We start from the raw sequence: 22942 nt of genomic DNA on the forward strand, positions 1-22942 counted from the left end.
TGAGGGCTCCACGGCAGCTGCTCCAGGTCCCAGCAGTACCCCCGGTGGGACTCGAACCCACACTTGGGCGATTTTAAGTCGCCTGCCTCTGCCGATTGGGCTACGGGGGCGTGACCTTGCGGCCGCTTTCTGCACCGCGGTCCCCTCCAGTATCCCCGACCGCAGTGGCATCAGCCGAGCGCGAAACATCCATCCCCTGCGTCTCTCGCGCCGTCTTCGCCCACGACCGCCGCCCGGATAGCTGTCGGAACAACCCGACGGCGAGCACCGGGAACACGATCCACGAGTACGCCGTGTACGGAATGACGAGCACGAGGGCCACAAACGGCGAATACCAGCGGCCCCCGCGCAACGCGAGCGTAACCACGCCGGGCCCGAACGACAGAGTCATGAAGAAGATCAGGATCCACCAGTGCGAGGGCCGGTAGGGCACCCCGCTCAGGAAGGCGAAGACTATCGACACGACTAGCGCGAATCCCGTCAGCAACTGAAGCGCGGGCGTGAGCAGGTAATAGACGTTGTCCACGCGGGCGAGAAACGGCACCCGCAGACGCGGGACGCCGCGCAGCAGCGCGAGCGCCTGCCAACTACCCTGCGCCCAGCGCACCCGCTGGCGGTAGAGGCGGCGGAGCGAGTTGAGGCCCTGCTGGTCGATGGCGACCGAGTTGTCCTGCACCCCGGCCCATCCGGCCTGAATGAGTCGCACGCCAAGGTCCTGATCCTCGGTCAGCCGATCGCGCCACGGGCCCGAACCGTCGTCGATACTCGCCAGCGCGGACAGGCGGTTGAACTGGCCGTTACCGCCCATGTTCGCCGTTCCCCACCACGCACGACCGGCCTGGAAGACGAGCCCGAAGGACGAGAACTCCACGTCCTGCGCCCAGGTGAGCCATCCGCGCCGGTTGTAGATCCGGACGAGGGATTGCACTCCCCCGACGCGGCCGTCGTGGAAGTGCCGCGCGGCCGATCGCGGAGCCTCGGGATCGAGTCGACCGTCGGCGTCCACCACGGCGACGATCACGTGGTCTTCGTCCCACATCGAGAGGGCCGGGTTCTCGCGAAGCTCCGAGCGGACATGCGCGTACGCCGCGTTCAGGGCGGCAGCCTTGCCCTCACGGGCGTGCGGGGCGGCGCGGGTCAGGACGTTCAAGCGCGGATCGTCCATCCCGGCAAGGATCTCGCCCGTGCGGTCGTCGGAGCCGTCGTTGATGACCAGAAACATCGCGTGTGTCGCGGCAACGTGTCGCAGGCGCGCGACGCTGTCGGCGATCGTGACCTCCTCGTTGAGCGCCGGAACGAGGAACACCCAGAGGAAGCGCTCCTCGCCGGCCCCGCCGGGGTCACGACGCACGTCACCGCGTACCCGACCCCGAAAACGCGCCGCGAGCACGAGCAGTGTCGTGACCGATACGAAGGACGACACAGTGATCGCCAGCACCATCCAGAACAGCACCTGCACCCAGAGCGGCAGGCCCGCAAAGATGTCAAAGAACACGGACAAGCGCCTCGCTCACCAGGAGTCGCCCCACGGATGCACGAGGCCGAGCTCGATCGGATCCTCGCTGCCCGCCGCGCGCAGTACCGAGAGCCGGTCGAAGCCCGGGGGCCCGAACGGCTGCGGCGGACGGGTGTTGAAGATGACGTGCTCGAGTCCCCGCACGATGCGCTCGGCGGCCTTTCCATCGCCGTAGGGATTGCGGCGACCGATCGCGAGAGCATAGGCGCGATCGTCGTCGAGTAGCCGGGATGCGGCCGCGACGATCCGCGCCGTGTCGGTGCCGACCAACTGCACCGTTCCCGCCTCGACCCCCTCGTGCCGTTCCGTCGTCTCGCGAACGCAGATGACGGGTGTGCCGAGCGAGGGGGCCTCCTCTTGAATGCCACCGGAATCGGTTATGGCGATCGTGGCGCGCTTGAGCAGCTTCGCGAACTGCTCGTAGCCCATGGGCCCCACGAGCGAAACATTCTCTTCGTTCGAGAGACGCGCGACCATGACGGCCGCGACATCCGGATTCGGATGCAGCGCGACGACGAACCGGACATCCCGGTGCGACATCGCGAGAATCCCGACGGCATCCGCGATGCGCTCGAGCGGCGCGCCCCAGTTTTCGCGGCGATGCGCCGTGACGGCAACGACCCGCGGGCCATCCACGTCCTCGAGATCCGCGAGCTGGGGATATTCGTAGGGCACATCGAGGCTCGCCGCAATGTGCAGGGCGTCGATCGCGGTATTGCCGGTCACGAAGATGCGTGAACCGGCGATGTGCTCGCGGATCAGGTTCTCTTTGTTCCGCTCCGTCGGGGCCAGGTGCCACGCGGCGATCCGGCTGATCAGCTGACGGTTGAGCTCTTCGGGGAACGGCGACAGGGTGTCGTTCGTGCGCAAGCCCGCCTCGACGTGCACGACCGGTAGATGCAGATGGAACGACGCGAGAGCAGATGCCGCGGCACTCGTCGTGTCGCCGTGTACAAAAGCGGCGGCCGGGTAGCCGGTGGCGTACGGCGCCTCGGCGGGCGGGAGCGGCGGACCGAAACGGTCGTGAAGAAACGCCTCGAGCCGCACCAGCACGGCCGAGAACAGCGTGTTCAGCGTACGCGGGGCGGGCGGCAGATCGAACGTGGCGTCCGGGGTGATGCCGCCGATCGCCAGCACGTGCGCGACGAGCTCCGCGTGCTGCCCCGTCGACACGACGATCGGCTCGAAACGCGTGCTATCACGCACCGCCACGATGAGCGGCAGCATCTTGATCGCCTCGGGGCGCGTGCCGACGACGAATACGGCATGCAGCTTGTCGTGAGGCGTGGTCTCTTCCATGCGCCCACGTTATCGACTCGCGAGCCCGCGAGCCCGGAGGTCAGCGGGAAGCCGCCGCCTTCTTCGCGGGGGCGGACTTCGCACCCGTGACAGTGTCGGCGGGCTTGTCCGCGGCGGGTGCCGGAGCATCCGTCTTCGGCGCAGCCTGAGCCGGACGCGGACGCGCCGCGAACTCCTCGAACACGTACCGCGGCGTCTGCACCGTCTCGAGGTTCACGAGGTCGCGGCCCAGCCAGAAGTTGTTCCACCAGCCGCCGAAGACGCGGAGCTTGCGCTCCCACGACGGGATCGCGAGCATGTGGTAACCACGGTGCGCAAGCCACGCGAGGAAGCCCTTGATGGCGATCTTGTTGGATTGGAACACACCGTTGTAGAGGCCGAGACCCGCAACAGCGCCCAGGTTCTTGTGGATGTAGTTCTCGGGAAGCTCGCCCCGCAGGACGGCGGTGAGGTTCTTCGCGAGAAGCTTGGCCTGGCGCACGGCGTGTTGAGCGTTCGGCACGCAGTAACCGCCCACACCCCCGCCCGTCAGGTCGGGAACGGCCGAGACATCACCGGCGGCCCAGGCCCCCTCGACGATCTCGTCATCGGTACCCACGCGCAGGTCGGGACGCGTACGGATGCGTCCGCGCTCTTCCACCGGCAGGTCGCCGCCGCGGACGACCTCGGGGTTCGCCATGACGCCCGCGGTCCAGATGATGATGTCGCTCGGGATGACCTCGCCGGTCGACAGTTCGACATTGCCGTCGACGGCACCCGTGACCTGCGTGTCGAGGTGCACGTACGCACCACGCTTGGCCAGGTCGGCAAGCACCCACTCACTGGACTTCAGCGAGACCTCGGGCATGATGCGCCCCATCGCCTCGATCAGGTGGAAGTGAGTCTCGTCGAAGGTCAGCTCGGGGTAGTTCTTCAGCAGCGCCGAAGCGAACGAGCGCAGCTCGGCGAACACCTCGATACCGGCGAAACCGCCGCCGACCACGACGACCGTGAGCAGACGCTCGCGCGCGGGGCCCGGGGGAAGTAGCGCGGCCTTGTCGAAGTTCGACATCAGCTTGTCGCGGATGGCGACGGCCTCTTCGATCGTCTTGAGCCCGATCGCGTTGTCGGCGATGCCCGGGATCGGGAACGTGCGCGACACGGCGCCGGCGGTGACGACGATCTGGTCGTACTGCTCCTGCCACGGCTCGCCGACGGCGGGCGTGATCGTGGCGGTCTTGTGCGCGTGGTCGATACCGGTCACCTTCGCCGTGACGACCTTGGTGCGCTTCAGATGACGACGGAGGGCGACGACGGAGTGACGCGCCTCGATGGATCCCGCAGCGACCTCCGGAAGGAAGGGCTGGTACGTCATGTACGGAAGGGGGTCGACGATCGTGACGGCGGCTTCACCCTTGCGTAGGTGCTTTTCGAGCTTCCACGCGGTGTAGAAGCCTGCATAGCCGCCGCCGACCACGAGAATCTTCGGAACGCTGTTCGTCGGCCCCGTGTCGGTGGGCCCAGTGTTGGTGGGGTCCGTGTTCGTGGACTCGGTGTTCGTCGCGGGCACGGTGTTAGTCACGTGAAGGGAACTCCTTGACAGTTCAACTGCTCGGCGTGCGTGAATCGCGCGCCGTTCTGACTCGCCGGGCAGCTGCAGTGACGCCGAGCGACACCAGGATACCAGCCATGGTTATCGCAAAAAGCGGGAGAGAGCCGAAGATCAGGGATTCATGCGACGGCAGCAGCGGCGAACGGGCCGGTGTCGCCGCATCCGCGGGCGGCAACGCCTCCACCTCGACGGGGACCGCGGTCTGATCGGGCGCCGGTCCCGAGTCCGCGCGGCGGTAGAGCCGAATCCACTCCTGGAGGCTCCCCATGGGGTTCTCGGTCACCGTGGCGACATTGGCCGAAACGGCGCCCGCCGCATCCACGATGCCGGCGCCGTAGAGCCGGGGATCCGTGCCCGCGGCCGGCTTGGCCGTCGTTATGATCCGGTTGATCACGTTGGCGACGTCGAGCTCGGGATGCGCCGAGCGCACGAGCGCGGCGATGCCGGCCACGATGGGCGCGGCGCCGCTCGTGCCGCCCCATTCGACGATGCGGCCGTCGGCCGACACACCCAGCAGTTTTTCGCTGGGCGCCGAGATTCCGATCGTGATGCCCTGCGTGGATGCCTCGACGCTGGCGTTGCCCTGCGGGTCGACGCCGCCGACTGTCAATACCCCGGGAATCGTCGCCGGAGCTCCGACACGCGTCGTGCCCGTTCCGCGATTGCCCGCCGCGACCACCACGACGACATCGTTGTCGAACGCGTACTCGAACGCGCTGTCCCAGAGCGGGTCCCACCCCAGCGTGTTCGTCGTGAAGGACAGGTTGATGACAGTCGCGCCGTTGTCGACCGCCCAATGGATCGCCTCGGAGACCTGCTCGACGAACGGAACGGGGGCGGATGATCCGAACCCGAGCGAGACAGACAGCAGTTCCGCGTCGGGGGCCACCCCGACCATCCCCTTGCCATCGGCCGTTCCGCGCGCTGCGGCGAGCGACGCAACCCACGACCCGTGATTGGAGTCCACGACCCCGACGGGCGTGCGACCGTCCGAGCTGCCGAGACCCGAGACATCCGTTCCACCCGCAACCGCACCCTGGAACTCGGGCGGACCCGAACCGATGCCCGTGTCGATGATCGCGATCGTCTGCCCCGCGCCCCGGGTCGTCTGCCAGGCAGTGCGGACGCCCAGCGAATCGAGCCAATACTCCGCCGCGCGCACTGGATCTGCCGTGTCGTCGGGAACAGGCGATGCCGCGGCCGGGGGGCCGAAGACGACAGGCGTTGCGGCGATAACCGTCGCGAGCAGCAACGCAAGAACACGTGAGGCCTTCACGAAACCGAACCCGGCGTCTCGCACTCGCACACGGCGGGCGACCAGCGCGAGCGCTCGAGTGCCCGGTCACCGATCGGGTTGACCCCCGGTCCCGCCGCGAGTGCGTGACCGGCAAGGGCATGCAGGCACTTCACGCGGACCGGCATTCCGCCCGCCGAGATGCCGGCGATCTCGTCGACCTCGCCATAGTTCGATCGGTCGACGAGGTAGGCGGCGTGCGCGCGGGCGTACTCGGCGGCGATGTCGTCTTCGACCAGCAGATCCTGCAGCTCAGCCATGACGTGCGTCGCTTCGAGCTCGCTCATCGCCGCCGTGGCGGCCGGATGCGTGAGGTAGTAGAACGTCGGGAACGGACTACCGTCGGGCAGACGCGGCAACGTGGCGACGACCGTCGGGTTTCCGCACACACAGCGCGCGGCGATGCCCAGGACTCCTCGAGCGGGCCGGCCCAGTTGCGCGCCGACGACCGCGAGTTCGGCCTCGGTGGGCGCGGCGAAGGGCGGTGTCGTCACCTCATTAGGGTATCCGCCGAACATGCAGAGAAAGGTCCGTCTCCTACGGGGCGGGACTCTCGCTGGACGGTTCGGGGTCGGGCACACCGATCGTCGGTCCCATCACCGTCTGGGCGAGGCCAGCGGTCGTCACCGATGCCAGCAGCTGCGTCATCCAGTCGGTCGGCGTCTCGACCACGTCCGCGCTCACGGGCTTCTCCGTCGTCGGCTGCAGATCGGCGGGAAGATCGTTCACGACCAGGTAGGCGACCTCGCCGGGACGCATGTAATACAGCCGCTCGCGCGCCTGTGTCGTGATGTAGGCGGGATCACCCCAGCGTTCCTGCTGCTGTTGGAGCTGCTCGACCTCTTCTTGACCAGCGACGACGGATGCTTCGAGCGCGGCGATCGACTGCCGCTGCTGTACGAAGTTGCCGAAGGTGGGCACGAGCACGAACGCCGCCAGCACCACGAGGCTCATCATCACGACCATGAAACCCGAGAGGCGCACCCCGCCGAGCCAGCCCCGAACATCGACGCGGCGCGTAGCGGCGTGGCGCCCGGGCGGACGCGACGGGGAGGGCCGCGAAGCGGATGGACGGCGGGTCGAGCCGCGAGGAGCGGAAGGCCGGGAAGCGGAAGAGGGGGGAGCCGGTCGTTTCGCCATGTCTCCCCCCTCTTTCACTGCTGCTTCGGTGCGTTACCCCTGGTAGCGGGGGAAGGCCGAGCGACCCGCGAATACCGCGGCGTCGCCGAGCTCTTCTTCGATACGCAGAAGCTGATTGTATTTCGCGACGCGCTCGCTGCGGGCGGGCGCGCCGCTCTTGATCTGACCCGAGCCGGTCGCGACGGCGAGGTCGGCGATCGTGGTGTCTTCAGTCTCACCCGAGCGGTGCGAGAACATCGTCGTGTAGCCCGCGCGGTGCGCCATGTCGACGGCGTCGAGCGTCTCGGAGAGCGTTCCGATCTGGTTGACCTTGACCAGCAGCGAGTTGGCGACGCCGCGCTTGATGCCATCCGCCAGGCGGGTGGGGTTGGTCACGAACAGGTCGTCGCCGACGAGCTGGATCTTCGATCCGAGCTTCTCCGTGAGGTGCTTCCAGGCGTCCCAGTCATCCTCGGCGAGGGCGTCCTCGATCGTGATGATCGGGTAGGCGTTCGCGATTTCGACGTAGTAGTCGGTGAGCTGCTCGGCTGTCCAGTTCTTGCCCTCGAAGACGTAGGCGCCGTCGCGGAAGAACTCGGTCGCGGCGACATCCATCCCGAGGGCGATGTCGGTTCCCGGCTTGAATCCGGCCTTCTCGATGGCCGTGATGAGGAAGTCGAGGCCCTCGCGGTTGCTCGGGAGGTCGGGGGCGAAGCCGCCCTCGTCGCCGAGGCCCGTGGCGTAGCCGGCCTTCAGCAGCTCGCCCTTGAGGACGTGGTACGTCTCGGTGCCCCAGCGGAGGGCCTCGGAGAACGTCTCGGCACCGATCGGCGCGAGGAAGAACTCCTGCATGTCGATGCCGTTGTCGGCGTGCGATCCGCCGTTGATGACGTTGAACAGGGGAACGGGCAGGACGTGCGCGTTCGGGCCACCGAGGTAGCGGAACAGGGGCAGGTCGGCCGAGTCGGCCGCGGCCTTCGCTACGGCGAGGCTGACGCCGAGGATGGCATTGGCGCCGACGCGGCTCTTGTTCTCGGTGCCGTCGGTGTCGATCATGATCTCGTCGACGATGCGCTGCTCGCTGGCTTCGATGCCTTCGAGGGCCGGGCCGAGCTCGTCGATCACGGCATCGACGGCCTTCAGAACGCCCTTGCCGCCGTAACGGCTCTTGTCGCCGTCGCGCAGTTCGTACGCTTCGAACGCTCCGGTGGATGCGCCGGAGGGAACAGCAGCCCGCTGAACGATTCCGTCATCGAGCAGCACCTCCACTTCGACTGTCGGGTTGCCTCGCGAATCGAGGATTTCGCGGGCGCCTACTGCCTCGATGAGTGCCACGTGTTTGACTCCTTGCTCGTGCACTGCGGGTGGTGTTCGGAGCGTCGTCGGTCCTCCGTCAGTCTAGCGAGGTGGTCGCTCCCGCACAGGGCGTGCGCTCGTCGTTCACGCCGCGTTACGGCGCCGATGCTCCCGTAAGGACCGCCAGGGCGAATCCGTCCCATCCCTTCAGCCCCACCGTCTGCAACGCCGTCGCCTCGAAACGCGCATCGGCACCCAGCATCTCGAGGGCAGCGCGCGTGCCGGCGACACGGGGGTCGGTCGTGTGCGGATCGACGATGTCGCCCTCGCGTCCGATGTTGTCGAGTACGACGACGGTGCCCGGTCGACCGAGCCGAGCCGCCCAGTCGAGGTAGATCGTGTTGGACTCTTTGTCCGCGTCGATGAAGACCAGATCGAACGGCTCGGTGGCCGATGACTCAGCTCCGACAAGCGTGGGCAATACCTCCGCGGCGCGCCCGACGAGGATCTCCACGCGCTGCCCCACGCCGGCTGCGTCGATGTTGACACGCGCCACTTTTGCATTGCGGGGCTCCGCCTCGATCGTGATCACGCGACCGTTCTCATCGAGCGCCCTGGCGAGCCAGATGGTCGAGTACCCGCCGAGCGTCCCGATCTCGAGCACGCGTCGCGCGCCCGCGATCCGTGCGAGCAGGTGCAGCAGCTTCCCGGCGACCGGTGCCACCTCGATCGCGGGAAGCCCCGCCGCGCTCTGAGCCGCCACCGTCGATTCGAGCGCCGCGTCGTGTCCGACCAGCGTGTCGACCAGGTAATCGTCGGCGCTTCGCCAGTTCGCGGGGGTGGATTCGGCCATCAGGTGTCGTGCTCGATGATGCCGGCGGCCTCGCGGTCATCGTCGACCCCACCCGGCGGATATTCGGCGAGTTCGGGTCGGTGACGCAGGAACAGGATGCTCGCGGTCAACCCGCCCCAGACGATCAGGATCGACAGGACCAGGAAGGCGATTGCCAGCGGGGTCATGACCGTGCTCCCTTCGCGCGGGCCGCCGTGTCGCCCGGCGCGGCGCGTCTGGCGCTCGCGGGCGGATACTCCGGCCACGCGGTGAAGTCATCCGGCGAGCGCTTCCACCGCAGAACGGAGAGCACGACCGCGCCGACGACGAGCACGAGCACCGTGCCCCAGCCGAAGACGAGCAGGTACCAGGGCGGCATCCCCCCGTACCCCTCGGTGATCAGCACGACGATGCGCGAGATCAGCATGTAACCGAGCACGAGCGGCGCCAGCACGCTGACGAGCAGCAGCCAAACACGACCCACGCGGAAGGTTGAGAGGGAGTCGAGGTGGTAGCGCAGCTCGGGCCCCTTGCGCGCGACCCACAGCACGAGCACGGTCGTCAGGATCGCGGATGCCACGATGCCGATGTTATTGGCCCACTGGTCGACGACATCCAGCGCGAGGAGCCCCGTTGTCGTCGAGAAGATCAGCATCGACAGAATGGCCGAGACGATACCGACGGAGAGCGCGGCGCGGCGGGTCGAGAGTCCGAATTTCTCCTGTACCGCAGCCGAGACGACCTGCAGCACCGACACGAGCGACGTGAACCCGGCGAGGGTCAACGACCCGAAGAACAGGCACCCGAAGATCGGCCCGCCCGGCATCTGCGACACGATCGCGGGGAACGTGATGAACGACAGGCCGACGCCCGTCAGCCCCTCGAGTTCGTCGATCGCTACGCCCTGGCTGAACGCGAAGAACCCGAGCGTCGCGAAGACACCGATGCCCGCGAGGATCTCGAAGGAGGAGTTGGAAAACGCCACCACGAGACCCGGAGTCGTGAGGTTCGAACGGCGCTTGCGGTACGAGGCGTAGGTGATCATGATGCCGAACGCGATCGACAGGGAGAAGAAGATCTGGCTGTACGCCGCGATCCAGACGTTCGGGTCGGCGAGCGCCGTCCAGTCGGGGGTGAAGAGTGCGTTGAGGCCCTCGGCTGCGCCGTCGAGGAAGAGCGCGCGCACGACCAGGATCAGGAACGCGATCACCAGGACGGGGAGCGCGATGACGTTCACGCGCTGCAGTCCTTTGGCCACACCGGCGGCGAGGACCACGATCGCCAGGATCCAGACGATGGCGAGCGGAATGAGCACGCCCGGCACGAATTCCGTGCTGAACCCGGGGTCACCCGTCTGAAGGTACTCCCCCGTGAAGAACGCGGCCGGGTCGTCGCCCCAGCGGAGGTCGAACGAGAAGACGAAGAAGCTCAGCGACCAGGCGATGACGACGGTGTAGTACAGGCCGATCACGAAGGCGATGGTCACCTGGAACCATCCGAGCGATTCCAGCCATCGGCCCGATCTGCCACCCAAACGACGGAACGCCGTGGGCGCGGCGCCGCGGAAGCGGTGGCCGATCGCGTAATCGAGGAACAGGATCGGGATGCCCGCCGTGAGCAGCGCGATCAGGTACGGCACGAGGAATGCACCCCCGCCGTTCTCGTACGCGACGCCGGGAAAGCGCCAGATGTTGCCGAGCCCGACGGCGGACCCGATTGCCGACAGGATGAACCCGACCTGACCGGTCCATTGTTCGCGAGGCCTGTCATCGGGTGTCGTCGCTCCGGCATCCGTTTGCTGGTCTTTCTCGAACCGCGCCATGTTGCTCCCGCGTTGTGAGTTTCGATCTCCGGAATTCGTGGTGAGCACGCTATCAGCCGCATCGCCGCCGTCGCGAGGGCTTGCGTCACACTCTGGCGGGCACCGCGCTCCGGCTTTCCACGGCGGCGACGACGACCGGCAACAGCGCCTCGGCAGTGCGTCCATAACCGAGTGCGCTCGGGTGGAAGCGATCGACACCGAACATCTCGTCGGGCTGCTCGAAGAACACCCTGCCGACCGCGCTGCGGAGCGACACCGCGGTCGCGCCGGATTTCTCGGCGATCGCGGCCTGAGCTGCGGCCAGTTGTCGGGACATCTGCGATCCCAGTATCCGCAGGGGTTGGGGCACGGGCCGGAGCGCCCCGAGGTCAGGGCAGGTGCCCACCACGACGGGAATGCCGCGTGCGCGCAGCCGCATGATCGCCGTGCGCAAATGTTCGGCCGACACCGATACGGGGATGCGGTGGGTCACATCGTTGCCGCCCACCACGATCACGGCGACATCGGCGACGTACCGCTCGGGCAGCCCGTCGATCTGCTCCGCGAGCGCGGACGATTCGGAGCCGACGATGGCCGCGGTCCGGAGCCGCACGGGTTGGCCGATGCGCCCCGCCAGGCCCTTGGCGAGACGGGCGCCGAGCGTGTCCTTGCGGCGGTCCGCCCCGAGACCTGCCGCGATCGAATCGCCGAGGACGAGCAACTCGACCGGGCGACCCGGCAACTGCTTGCGCCACACGCGATCCGAGCGCGGCGCAAGTTCGCCGAGCGGCTTACCGATCCGCCGCCGGGCGACAGCCGCCTGGCGCGTCAGAAGCATCCGCGCACCAACCGCGACCCCGAAGCTCGCGACCGCCACGAGAGCGAGCGATCCACCGACCCTCAGGGCGACGCGGGAGCGGCTCATACCCGCGATCACACCCCGGCGAGGTGAACGCCGTCTGTCGCGCGAGCGACGCGTGCGTTCCGCGATCGCTCCCTGAGCCTGTCGAAGGGAGCAGACAGGCATAGACGGGCCGGCCGCGCCACTTCGACAGGCTCAGTGACCGGGGCGTCCGCGTCTGGACAGCGCGCCTATTTCAAGGGCTTGAGCTCGATCGTGGCTGCCGTCGCCCCGGTCGCGACCGTCGCGAGGGCGGTGTATCCATCGGACACCGCGCGCTCGAGGGTCGGCTTGAGGTTCTTGGTCCGACGCTCGAGCCGCACGCGCGCGCCCTCGGCGACGAACGACGCCTTGAGGGCGAGCAGCTCGGCGACCGGGACGTCTGCGTCGTGCACCAAGACGACCGCGGTCGCCGCGGCATCCTCTCCCGCCTCGACCAGATCGACGATGCGCTCGAACCCGATGGAGAATCCGACTGCCGGGACATCCGAGCCGAGGAACCGGCCGATCATCCCGTCGTAGCGTCCGCCGCCGCCGAGCGAATAGCCGACGCTCGGGTGCGCGAGTTCGAAGATCGTGCCCGTGTAATACCCCATGCCCCGGACGAGGAAGGGGTCGAACGCGAGAATGCCCGATCCCGACGCGAGAGTGCCCGTTGCGGCCGCGAGAGTGCCTCGAGAGGCAGCGACAGCCTCTCCGACACCCACCAGATGTTGGATGACCTCGTCGGAGATCCCCTCGGGAAGAGCCCGACGAATCTGCTCTTCGCCATACGGCAGGGCGTCAGACGTCTGCGGACGGCGCAGGAATTCGTCGAAGGCGTCCACGGCCGCGGGCGTCGCGCCGCGCTCGCGGAGCTCGGCCGCCACACCGTCGGGGCCGATCTTGTCGAGCTTGTCGATGGTGATCAGCACGCCCGCACGCTCGGCATCCGCGAAGCCGAAGCTCGCGAGCATCCCATCCAGCGCACGTCGGTCGTTGATACGAACGGTCGCTCCCGCGAGCCCCAGGGCGTCGAGGGTGTCGAGCGTCGCGGCGATCAGCTCGGCTTCGGCACGGGGCGTCGCATCGCCCAGCACGTCGATGTCGCACTGCACGAACTGGCGGTAGCGGCCCTTCTGGGGACGCTCCGCGCGCCACACGGGCGCGATCTGCACGGCACGGAACACGGCTGGCAGCTCGGCCCGATGCGAAGCGTAGAAGCGGGCGAGCGGCACGGTCAGGTCGTAGCGGAGGCCCAGGTCGGCGAGCGCGGCGGGGTCGTCTGCGGCGGCACGGATGCCGTCGGCGTCGAGACCCCGGCGCAGGATGCTGAACGAGAGCTTCTCGTTGTCGCCGCCGATGCCCGCGTGTAGGCGCTCGTAGTCCTCGACGACGGGTGTCTCGATCTCGTCGAACCCGTGCGCGCGGTAGCGGTCGCGGATGACGGCGAGCACACGCTCGCGGCGGGCCTTTTCGGCGGGGAGGAAGTCGCGCATGCCGCGCGGCGGGTTCACGGATGCCACGGCCCTATCCTTTCATCCGCCCGGCCCGCCCTGTTCGCGCGCGCCCGCCCCAGACCCGCACGTCGATCCGTTCACCTGGCAGAAATTACGAGTTCGACGCCTCCAGACCCACCTTTTCTGCCAGGCGAGCAGGCCCAGGGCCGCGACGACGGCGGGCGGACGAAGGTCAGGCGGGGCCGGCAGCCTCGGCGGCGCGGATGTCGGACTCGAGCGTCCGCAAGCGCTCCCGCAGAGCTCGTTCGGCATCCCAACCCTGGGCCCGAGCCTGCACCACGAGGGCAAGTAGCGCGTCGCCGAGCTCGGCCTCGGAATCCGGGCCGGTCGTGACGGGCGCCACGACGGGGGCGGGCACCAGTCCCGACACCTTGCCCAACAGCTTCTGCGCCAACGCGAGCGACGGCATCCCCGAGGGCGCGCCATCCAGCACACTCCGCCGCTCGCTCTTCTCGGCCGCCTTCGCGGCGTTCCAGAGCACCAGCACCTGCTCGGGCGTCTCGGCGACATCGTCACCGAAGACGTGCGGATGCCGACGCACCATCTTCTCGGTCAGCCCGTCGGCGACATCCGCGATGTCGAAGGGGTCATCCGCGTCGCGTGCCGCGATCTCGGCGTGGAACAGCACCTGCCACAGCAGATCGCCGAGTTCCTCACGCAATTCCGCGCGCGAGCCATCCTCGACCGCGTCGACCAGCTCGGCGCTCTCCTCGATCAGATACGGAACGAGATCGCGATGCGTGATCTGCTGGGTCCAGACGCACCGATCGCGGACCAGCCGCATCGTCTCGACTGCTGCCGCCAGCGCCTCGGCACGGCGCGCGGCGCCAGCGTCCTGACTCTCCATCGCCCCATCCTGCCCCACGCGCCGAACGTATGTCCGGCGCCGCGAAACGCTCAGGCAAGCTGGCCACCTGTGGGCGTCGACGCCGGCGGCACATCGATATCGTCCGACTCGACGTGCGCGAGGTGACGGAAGTGCCGTGCTCGCAGCGACACCAGGACCGCCGCGATGACCAGCGAGACCCCGGAGCCCGCGAGCACACCGAGGGTCGCCTCGTCGCGGACGAGCGGATCACCGGCGAACGCCAGCTCGGACAGCAGCAGCGACACGGTGAATCCGATGCCACCGAGCGCTCCGGCAGCCAGAAGATCCGCGAACGACAGGTGGGGCGTCGCTCCGCGATTGGCGAGGCGCAACGAGATCCAGCTGAACACCGAGATACCGATGATCTTTCCGACCGGGAGTGCGACGAGGATGCCCCAGAAGGCGGGCGAGAGCTGAGCGGGCGACACCATCGGGATGACGACGAGTGCGGCCGAGAACGCGAACAGGGGCAGCACGATGCCGTTGACCCAGGGCTCGAGTGTGTGCCGCGTGCGCAGGGCGGGGCCCTGCGCGAAGGCCAGGCCGAGCGCAACGCCGGCGATCGTGGCGTGCACGCCGGACAGATACACCGCGACCCACGTTGCGATGCCGAGCACCACCAGGATCGCGGCGATCGGCACGCGTGCGCGGGTGTCGAGGCGGCGGCTCAGTAGGCCGAAGATCACGACGAGGACGGCGGAGAGGCCCAGCAGGGCGAAGTTGACATCGGTCGTGAAGAGCACCGCGATGAACAGGATGCCGACGATGTCGTCGAGAATCGCGAGAGCCAGGAGGAAGATCCGGATGCCGGAGGGCAATCCCTTGCCGAACACCGCGAGCACCCCGAGGGCGAAGGCGATGTCGGTGGCGGTCGGAATGGGCCATCCGCGCGACGCATCCGAACCCGCGGCGAACGCCAGATAGATCACGATCGGGATGAGCACGCCACCCGCGGCCGCGATCGCCGGTTGCAGCGCCTTCTTCGCCGAGTTGAGTTCGCCCGCCGTGAGTTCGAACTGCAGCTCGATCGCGACGACGAAGAAGAAGACCACCAACAGGCCATCCTGGATCCAGTGCCCGACCGACATCTCGAACACGCCCGGGATGCCCAGGTACGTCTCTTTGACGGCTTCTGCACCCGCACCGAGCGGGGAGTTGGCGATGATCAGCGCCGCGACGGCAGCCGTCAGAAGGATGATTGCGGGGAATCGTGCAGAACGAAGGAGGGCCACGGGGTCCTTTCGGGGTTGGGGGCCACGCGGTTTCACCCGCGATGTTCGGTGGGCGCGCTTTGACCACCGCCGACCAGACTTCCCGGCACACCAGTGGTCCACTCTAACGCTTGCCCCGACAATGTCCCCTGCACGCTGGCGGTACGCCGAAGCCCAGCGTGACGAACCGGTAACACTCCCGCACTACCCTGAAAACCATGCCCGAACCCACAACCACCGAAGCAATCGATCTCGTCGGGCGCTTCGACGCCGGTCAAGAATTGCCCCAGTCGATGCGTGCGGACGTGCGGATGCTGGGTGCCCTGCTCGGCCAGGTGCTCCGCGAGAGCGGCGCGCCCGGCCTGTACGACGACGTCGAGCGGTTGCGGGCCGCGACGATCCAGGCGTACACCGACCCCACGTCCGAGGCCTTCGAGCGTGCCGAGGCCACCGTCGAGTCCTTCACGGTCGAGCGCGCCGACGAGGTCGCTCGCGCGTTCACCTGCTACTTCCACCTGGTCAACCTCGCGGAAGAGCACCAGCGCGTGCGCGTGCTGCGGGAGCGCGACGGGCGTCCCGAGAAAGAGAACGCGACGGACTCGATCGCAGCGGCCTTCGCGCGCCTCGCGGAAGAGGTCGGCGAGGAGACCGCCCTCGACCGATTGCAGGGCCTGCGGTTCCACCCGGTCTTCACGGCGCATCCCACCGAGGCCCGCCGCCGCGCGATCTCCTCGACCGTGCGGCGCATCGCGACGCTGCTCGAGACCCTCGACTCTTCTCGGGATGGAGGTGCCGACGAGCGACGGGCGCGCCGCGGCATCCTCGAAGAAATCGACACGCTCTGGCGCACGGCGCCGCTGCGCGCCGAGAAGCCCTCGCCCACCGATGAGGTCCGCGCGATCATGGCGGTTTTCGACGAAACGCTCTACACCGCGGTGCCGCACGTGTACCGCCGCGTGGATGACGCACTCCAGGGTCCCGAGGCGGGTCGCCGCGCACCGATCGTGCGCCCGTTCGTGCGGGTCGGCTCGTGGGTCGGTGGAGACCGCGACGGCAACCCCTTCGTCACCGCGAAGGTCACCCGCAAGGCCGCCGCGATCGCCTCCGAGCACGTGCTGCTCGGCCTCGAGCGCACCGCATCGCGTGTCGGCCGGTCGCTGACGCTGGATGCCGACACCACTCCCCCGAGCCCGGCGCTCGTCGCCCTCTGGAATCGACTGCGCGCAGCGGACGAAGACGCCGCGGCCGATATCGCCAAGCGCTCGCCCAACGAGCCGCACCGACGCATCCTGCTGCTGCTCGCCCGCCGCATCGCCGCGACCCGCACCCGTGACGCCGACCTCGCATTCCGCGACCCTGACGAACTGCTCACCGACCTGCGGGTCGTGCAGGATTCGCTCGTCGCCGCTTCTGCGGAGCGCCACGCGTTCGGCGGACTGCAGCAGCTCATCTGGCAGGTCGAAACCTACGGGTTCCACCTGGCCGAGCTCGAGGTCCGGCAGCACTCGCAGGTGCACCGCACGGCTCTCGCCGAGCTCGAGGCCGGGGGCGCGCTGAGCGAGACGACCGAGGAGGTTCTCGAGGTCTTCCGTGCCGTCGCCTTCGTGCAAGAACGCTTCGGTCCGCGCGCGGCCGGACGGTACATCGTCTCGTTCACGCAGTCGGCGGAAGACCTCGTGAACGTGCGGCGCCTCGCCCGTTACGCTGTGGGACCGGACGCGAAGGCCCCGGTGCTCGACGTCATCCCGCTCTTCGAGACCTTCGCCGATCTGCAGGCGGCGCCGGGCATCCTCGCCGAGATCGTCACGCACCCAGAGTTCGCCGAACGACTCGAGAGCACCGGACGGCGCCTCGAGGTCATGCTTGGTTACTCGGATTCGTCGAAGGATGTCGGACCCGTCGCCGCCAATCTCGCTCTCTATGAGGCGCAGGCCGCGATCGCCGCATGGGCACGCGAAGAGGGCATCGAGTTGACCCTGTTCCACGGTCGCGGCGGCGCGCTCGGGCGCGGTGGCGGACCCGCCAACAGCGCGATTCTGGCCCAGCCGCCGCACTCGGTCGAGGGGCGCTTCAAGCTCACCGAGCAGGGAGAGGTCATCTTCGCCCGGTACGGCGACCCGGCGATCGCGATGCGGCACATCGACCAGGTCGCGGCGGCCACGCTACTGGCGTCTTCCCCGTCGATCGAGCGACGCAACGAAGAGGCAGCCTCGCGGTACGCGAGCGTCGCGGCGACGATGGACTCCGCATCCCGTGAGCGTTTCTTCTCGCTGGTCCGCGCACCCGGATTCGCGCCGTGGTTCGCAACCGTCACACCGCTCGAAGAGGTCGGTCTCTTGGCGCTCGGCTCACGCCCGGCCCGCCGCGGACTGTCGGTGGAATCGCTCGAGGACCTGCGAGCCATCCCCTGGGTGTTCGCGTGGACGCAAGCGCGCATCAACCTCGCCGGCTGGTTCGGCCTGGGCACCGCGCTCGATGCCGTCGGCGACGAGGCGCTGCTGCGCGAGGCGTACGACGAGTGGCCGCTGCTGCGCACGATGATCGATAACGTCGCGATGAGCCTCGCCAAGGCCGATCCGCGGATCGCCCGCCGCTACCTGGCGCTCGGTGACCGCGACGAACTGGCCGAACTCGTGCTGGACGAGATGGAATCGACGCGCAACTGGGTGATCCGCATCACCGGCGGCGGCGAACTCCTCTCGAACAAGCCCGTGCTCCAGCGCGCCGTGAAGATGCGCAGCCCGTACGTCGACGCGCTGTCGATGCTGCAGCTGCGTGCCCTGCGTGCCCTGCGCGCCTCGGCCGCGATCGGTTCCGGGGCGGATCCCGAACAGCAGCGTCTGCTTCTGCTCTCGGTCAGCGGCGTCGCGGCGGGCCTGCAGAACACCGGCTGAGCCTCGCCGTCGCGTGGCGGTCGGACGGATGTCGGAGGCCCGGCCTAGCGTGTTCGCATGATCAAGACACGAGAAGACGTCAGCGACCTCGCCGCCGAGATCTGCCCTGTCTGCGACGACACACGTGTACGGGTCGTGGAGGTCAGATGGTTCGTCCTCGAGCTCGACCGGGACGAAGAGCTGCGCGGCGAAGAAACCCGTCGCGGCAAGAACAGTGACGATGAGCTGTACGAAGATGAACCCGCGCTCGAATTCCGCTGCATGTCCTGTGGTGCCAACTGGGCCTGACGAACGAGGGTCCGGCGTCAGTCGACGCGGCGGTCCTGCCTGTGGCGCGAGAGGCTGCGGCCGTAGCGCTCGGTGAGTTGGACCATCAGGTCGGGTGTCGCTCGGTCGAGGCCGAACACATATCCGGGAAAGTCGAGCTCTTTCTGAGCCGCCCAGATCTCGTCATGGCGGTCGGGTGGATACAGCCCGAGCGGGTGCCCCACTGCGATCCAGGCGATCGGTACGACGGTCTCGGGCGGGAGTGTCGTGCGCAGGTGCACGATCGCGCCGATCCGTACCTCGCAGCGGTCGCCGATCCGCGCACCGTTGAACACGCGTGTGCCCGTCGCGAGGAACACCTCGGAGCCGATGACCGCGCCGCTCACCGTCGCGCCCGGACCGATCAACGTGTGATCCCCGATGTGCACGGGGTCTGCCGATGTGGCCCGGATGACGGCGTTCTCCATCACGATGACGCAGGCGGCGAGCGTGATCGGGCCCCCTTCCGCCGTGATCACGGCGCCGTGCAAGACCTGACAGTCGGGGCCGATCTCGACATCGCCCGAGATGACGGCGGTTTCGGCGATGACTGCCGTCGGATCGATGCGGGGTCGTGCCCCGAGGTGCTCGAACAGCATGCGCACAACCTACTCCGCTCGCCTCCCCGCTCGCCTCCTCTGCTTGCGTTCCCGGGCACCCTCGCGGCCGGGAACGGGCACGCCCACACCACGTGGGGCGTCGAAATCACGGTGGGGCGCGGGACACCACGCCCCACCGCGCCCCGGGCGCCCCAAGTCACGCAATGGACCGCACGAACGTGCGGTGCGGCGGCACGCCGGCAACTATCGCGCGGGAACGGTCAGGCGGAAGCCGCGGGCGCGGACTCGTGTGCCCCACCGGCCGCGGGGACCTCGGGCGTCGGCTACGGCGTGGGCTCGGGGAACAGCGCCGTCAGCAACTGCTCTGTCCAGGCGATCAGCTCGTCGTCCGAGAGCGCGTCGTTGCCCGACCGTGCATCGCCCGACCGTGGCATCGGCACCACGAGCGCCTCGCCACCCGACATGAGCTTGGCGCCGGGGTAGAGCCGCTGCATCCGCACCCGCAACGAATCCGGCAGGTGCGCCGGGGCGACCCGCAGATTCGGACCCATGGCAACGACATCCGTCAGGCCGGAGCGGGCGGCGCGGCGGCGCAGGCGAGCGACGGCGACGATGCCCGTGACCTCGGCCGGGGCCTCGCCATAGCGGTCGCGGAGTTCTTCGACGACGAGGTCGATAGCGTCGGGGGCTGCGGTCGCCGTCGCCGCGGACGAGAGCTTCTGGTACGCCTCGAGGCGGAGGCGCTCACTGTCGATGTATGACTCGGGAATGCGCGCCCGCACCGGCAACTCGAGGCGGAGCTCGGCCGGCCCCTCGACGTCGTCGCCGCGGAACGTCGCCACGGCCTCGCCGATCATGCGCAGGTAGAGGTCGAAGCCCACGCCCGCGATGTGTCCCGCCTGCTCGGCACCGAGCAGGTTGCCGGCCCCACGCAGCTCGAGGTCCTTCAGCGCGACCTGCATGCCCGAACCGAGATCGTTGTTGACGGCGATCGTCTCGAGTCGATCGGCCGCCGTCTCGGACAGCGGCTTCATGTCGTCGTAGAGGAAGTAGGCGTACGCACGCTCGCGGGCACGGCCGACGCGTCCGCGCAGCTGGTGCAGTTGCGACAGGCCGTACTTATCGGCGCGATCGATCACGATCGTGTTGGCGTTCGAGATGTCGAGACCGGTCTCGATGATCGTCGTGCACACCAGCACATCGAACTTGCGCTCCCAGAAGTCATCGACGACCTGCTCGAGCGCGTGTTCGCCGAGCTGTCCATGGGCGACCGCGATGCGCGCCTCGGGCACAAGTTCGGCCAGGTGCGCGGCTACCCGTTGGATCGACGAGACCCGGTTATGCACGTAGAAGATCTGCCCCTCGCGCAGCAACTCGCGGCGGATCGCGGCGGTGATCTGCTTGTCGTTGCGGGGTCCGACGTACGACAGGATCGGATGCCTGTCCTCGGGCGGCGTCGCGAGCGTGGACATCTCGCGAATGCCGGTGACCGCCATCTCGAGTGTTCGCGGGATCGGTGTCGCACTCATCGCGAGGATGTCGACGTTGGTCTTGAGCTTCTTCAGCGCGTCCTTGTGCTCGACACCGAACCGCTGCTCTTCGTCGATGATGATGAGCCCGACATCCTTGAACGACACCTTTTCGGTCAGGATACGGTGGGTTCCGATCACCATGTCGACGGAGCCATCCTCGAGGCCCGCGATGATCTCTCGCGCCTCTTTGTCGGTCTGGAAGCGCGAGAGTGCTCGCACGCGCACGGGGAACCCGGCGAACCGCTCGGCGAACGTCTCGAGGTGCTGCTTGACCAGCAGCGTCGTTGGCACGAGCATCGCGACCTGCTTGCCGTCCTGAATCGCCTTGAACGCCGCGCGCACCGCAACCTCGGTCTTACCGAACCCGACGTCGCCCGACAGCAGGCGGTCCATCGGGATGGGCCGTTCCATGTCGGCCTTGACCTCGTCGATCGTCTGCAACTGGTCGGGGGTCTCGGCGAACGGGAAAGCTTCTTCGAGCTCGCGCTGCCACGGGGTGTCGGGGCCGAAAGCGTGACCCTTGGCCGACATACGCGCCGAGTAGAGCTTGACGAGTTCGACGGCGATGTCGCGGACGGCCTTGCGGGCCTTGCCCTTGGCCGCTGCCCAGTCGCTACCGCCCATCTTCGACAGCGTCGGGGCCTCCCCCCCGACGTACTTCGACAGCAGGTCGAGCTGATCGGTCGGCACGAAGAGCTTGTCGCCGGGAAAGCCGCGCTTGCTCGGGGCGTATTCGACCACCAGATACTCACGCTTGGTCTTGACGGGGTTGCGCCCGCCGGACGAGACCTCGCGTTGCACGAGCTCCACGAAGCGACCTATGCCGTGCGTGGAATGAACCACGAAGTCGCCCGCCTTGAGCTGCAGCGGGTCGACGACGTTCCGCCGTCGCGATGCCAGTTTCCTGACCACGCGCGAGTCGGAACTGATCGTACGACCGTAAAAGTCGGACTCGGTGAGCACAGCGATCTTCGCATCGGCGAACGAGAAGCCCGCCTCGATCGGTGCCTGCACAAGCTGAGCGACACCCGGTTCGGGTGGCTCGGCGACATCCTCGACGATCCGAGCGGCGAACCCCCGCTCCGACAGCACATCCCGCGCACGATCGACCAGGCCTGATCCTGCTGCGGCGACGACCACACTCCAACCATCCGCCAGCAACTCACCGACGTGAGCCGTGGCCCCGTCGATGTTGCCGTGGAACGAGGGGATGCCTGCTCCCGCGAATCGGACGACCGAGGTGCCCACGGGATCGAACACGCCATCCGCGACCGCATCCACGGCACCCGAATCGAACGCGCTCAGCGTCCACCACACTCCACCGCGCTCGGACGAGGCCTCGCGCAGACTCGGCAGAGTCAAAAAGTCACCCTTGCCGAGGTCGATCGGCGTGTCTGCGCCCGCCGTTGCGGCACTCCAGGCTGCTTCGAGGAACTCGCGGTTCGTGTCCTGCAGTGTGATCGCGCGCGCGACCGCGCGTTCCGGATCGACGAGGGCCACCGCGGTGCCCGTCGGGAGATAGTCGACGAGCGGGACGATGCCGTCCGCCAGGACCGGCGTGAGTGACTCCATGCCCTCGACGGCGATGCCCTCGGACATCCGCTCGAGCATTCCCGCAAGCCCCGGCAGCTCGCCCTGCAGCAAACGGGCCCGTTCTCGGACCTCGGCCGTCAGCAGCAGCTCTCGGCTCGGCGGCAGGGCGATCGAGTCGATCGCGCCCGGAAGCGAACGCTGATCGGCGACCGCGAACGCGCGGATCTGATCGACCTCGTCGCCGAAGAACTCGATGCGGCAGGGATGATCGGCTATCGCCGGGAAGACATCCAGGATGCCTCCGCGCAGCGCGAACTCTCCGCGACGCGAAACCATGTCGACGCGCGTGTAGGCGAGTTCGACGAGTCGTTCGGCCAGCGACGTCAGGTCGTGGCCGCGTGTGCCGACCGCGAGTTCGACGGGTCGCACGCTCTCGAGGCCCGACGCGATCGGCTGAAGCGCGGCGCGCACCGACGCCGTCACGACGAGAGGCCGCGCCCCATCCCATTCGGCAACCCGGCGCAGCACCTCGAGCCGGGCACCGACGGTCTCGGGGCTCGGGCTCAGACGCTCGTGCGGCAGGGTCTCCCACGCGGGGAAAGACAGCACCAGGGCGTCGGGCAGATACGCCGCGAGCGAGGGGCCGAGCTGGTCCGCGCGACGTCCGGTGGGCGTGATGACGAGTAGCGCGGGCGGGCGACCCGACGCCGCGCGGCGCTCGACGAGGGCGGAGAGTACGGGGGCGACGAGCCCCTCGTTGAGCGAGAGATCGGCGTCGCGGGATGCCTCGTCGAGGCCCTCACGGAACGCTTCTGAGCGCGCCAGGGCGCGCGTGATTCCGTGAATTGACACATGACCAGTCTACGAGCCCCCACCGACACCGCGCCGTT

At 68.3% G+C, this 22942-nt stretch carries 18 protein-coding genes and 1 tRNA gene; 2 read left to right on the top strand and 17 right to left on the bottom strand.

The features are described 5' to 3' along the window. Positions 1-36: 36 nt before the first annotated feature. From ACXZ1E_RS04180 to nhaA, 15 genes are all read right to left on the bottom strand, one after another. A tRNA-Leu gene (locus ACXZ1E_RS04180) sits at positions 37-110 on the bottom strand. Continuing rightward, the gene (locus ACXZ1E_RS04185; RefSeq protein ID WP_458042171.1) at positions 101-1495 is read right to left on the bottom strand and encodes a glycosyltransferase family 2 protein; all 1395 of its coding nucleotides are present in this window, start codon (positions 1493-1495) and stop codon (positions 101-103) included. The genes ACXZ1E_RS04180 and ACXZ1E_RS04185 overlap by 10 nt, the downstream gene beginning before the upstream one ends. Positions 1496-1510: 15 nt before the next feature. Next, positions 1511-2815: a non-hydrolyzing UDP-N-acetylglucosamine 2-epimerase gene (wecB, locus tag ACXZ1E_RS04190; protein ID WP_458042172.1), complete on the bottom strand. Its 1305-nt coding sequence runs from the start codon at positions 2813-2815 to the stop codon at positions 1511-1513. 40 nt (positions 2816-2855) lie between these two features. Beyond that, a complete protein-coding gene (locus ACXZ1E_RS04195; protein WP_458352044.1) occupies positions 2856-4376 on the bottom strand; it encodes an NAD(P)/FAD-dependent oxidoreductase in 1521 nt (506 codons plus the stop codon). Positions 4377-4398: 22 nt separating this feature from the next. Next, positions 4399-5682 carry a S8 family peptidase gene (locus tag ACXZ1E_RS04200; protein WP_458042173.1) on the bottom strand — a complete coding sequence of 428 codons (1284 nt, stop codon included), beginning with the start codon at positions 5680-5682 and terminating at the stop codon, positions 4399-4401. Then, positions 5679-6194: a DUF501 domain-containing protein gene (locus tag ACXZ1E_RS04205; protein ID WP_458042174.1), complete on the bottom strand. Its 516-nt coding sequence runs from the start codon at positions 6192-6194 to the stop codon at positions 5679-5681. Before ACXZ1E_RS04205 ends, ACXZ1E_RS04200 begins: the two co-directional genes overlap by 4 nt. A 43-nt stretch (positions 6195-6237) precedes the next feature. Beyond that, entirely contained in the window at positions 6238-6684 is a 447-nt protein-coding gene (locus ACXZ1E_RS04210; RefSeq protein ID WP_458042175.1) for an FtsB family cell division protein, read from the bottom strand. Between the two features lie 189 nt (positions 6685-6873). Further along, complete coding sequence (gene eno / locus ACXZ1E_RS04215) at positions 6874-8154, bottom strand: phosphopyruvate hydratase (RefSeq protein WP_458042176.1); 1281 nt, start codon at positions 8152-8154, stop codon at positions 6874-6876. A 115-nt stretch (positions 8155-8269) separates the two neighbouring features. After that, positions 8270-8968 carry an O-methyltransferase gene (locus tag ACXZ1E_RS04220; RefSeq protein WP_458042177.1) on the bottom strand — a complete coding sequence of 233 codons (699 nt, stop codon included), beginning with the start codon at positions 8966-8968 and terminating at the stop codon, positions 8270-8272. Next, positions 8968-9135 (bottom strand): MetS family NSS transporter small subunit, encoded by a 168-nt coding sequence (locus ACXZ1E_RS04225; protein ID WP_458042178.1) that lies wholly within the window; start codon positions 9133-9135, stop codon positions 8968-8970. Before ACXZ1E_RS04225 ends, ACXZ1E_RS04220 begins: the two co-directional genes overlap by 1 nt. Continuing rightward, positions 9132-10769 carry a sodium-dependent transporter gene (locus ACXZ1E_RS04230; RefSeq protein WP_458042179.1) on the bottom strand — a complete coding sequence of 546 codons (1638 nt, stop codon included), beginning with the start codon at positions 10767-10769 and terminating at the stop codon, positions 9132-9134. Before ACXZ1E_RS04230 ends, ACXZ1E_RS04225 begins: the two co-directional genes overlap by 4 nt. Before the next feature lie 85 nt (positions 10770-10854). Then, positions 10855-11673 (bottom strand): SGNH/GDSL hydrolase family protein, encoded by an 819-nt coding sequence (locus tag ACXZ1E_RS04235; protein WP_458042180.1) that lies wholly within the window; start codon positions 11671-11673, stop codon positions 10855-10857. Positions 11674-11840: 167 nt separating this feature from the next. Next, entirely contained in the window at positions 11841-13154 is a 1314-nt protein-coding gene (gene hisS / locus ACXZ1E_RS04240; protein WP_458352045.1) for a histidine--tRNA ligase, read from the bottom strand. Between the two features lie 166 nt (positions 13155-13320). Next, positions 13321-13995 carry a MazG family protein gene (locus tag ACXZ1E_RS04245; protein ID WP_458042181.1) on the bottom strand — a complete coding sequence of 225 codons (675 nt, stop codon included), beginning with the start codon at positions 13993-13995 and terminating at the stop codon, positions 13321-13323. Positions 13996-14045: 50 nt separating this feature from the next. Further along, entirely contained in the window at positions 14046-15248 is a 1203-nt protein-coding gene (nhaA, locus tag ACXZ1E_RS04250) for a Na+/H+ antiporter NhaA (protein WP_458042182.1), read from the bottom strand. Between the two features lie 197 nt (positions 15249-15445). Between nhaA and ACXZ1E_RS04255 the strand changes: the two genes are divergently transcribed. Together ACXZ1E_RS04255 and ACXZ1E_RS04260 are read left to right on the top strand one after the other, a co-directional pair. After that, positions 15446-18121 carry a phosphoenolpyruvate carboxylase gene (locus tag ACXZ1E_RS04255; RefSeq protein ID WP_458042183.1) on the top strand — a complete coding sequence of 892 codons (2676 nt, stop codon included), beginning with the start codon at positions 15446-15448 and terminating at the stop codon, positions 18119-18121. A gap of 57 nt (positions 18122-18178) precedes the next feature. Continuing rightward, positions 18179-18409, top strand: coding sequence for a hypothetical protein (locus tag ACXZ1E_RS04260; RefSeq protein WP_458042184.1), 231 nt, complete (start codon positions 18179-18181; stop codon positions 18407-18409). A gap of 17 nt (positions 18410-18426) precedes the next feature. Here ACXZ1E_RS04260 and ACXZ1E_RS04265 read toward each other — a convergent pair whose 3' ends face one another. Then, a complete protein-coding gene (locus ACXZ1E_RS04265; protein ID WP_458042185.1) occupies positions 18427-19026 on the bottom strand; it encodes a gamma carbonic anhydrase family protein in 600 nt (199 codons plus the stop codon). 284 nt (positions 19027-19310) lie between these two features. Next, a complete protein-coding gene (mfd, locus tag ACXZ1E_RS04270) occupies positions 19311-22904 on the bottom strand; it encodes a transcription-repair coupling factor (RefSeq protein WP_458042186.1) in 3594 nt (1197 codons plus the stop codon). Positions 22905-22942 lie beyond the last annotated feature (38 nt).

The sequence above is a fragment of the Pacificispira sp. HM-600 genome (assembly GCF_977993705.1).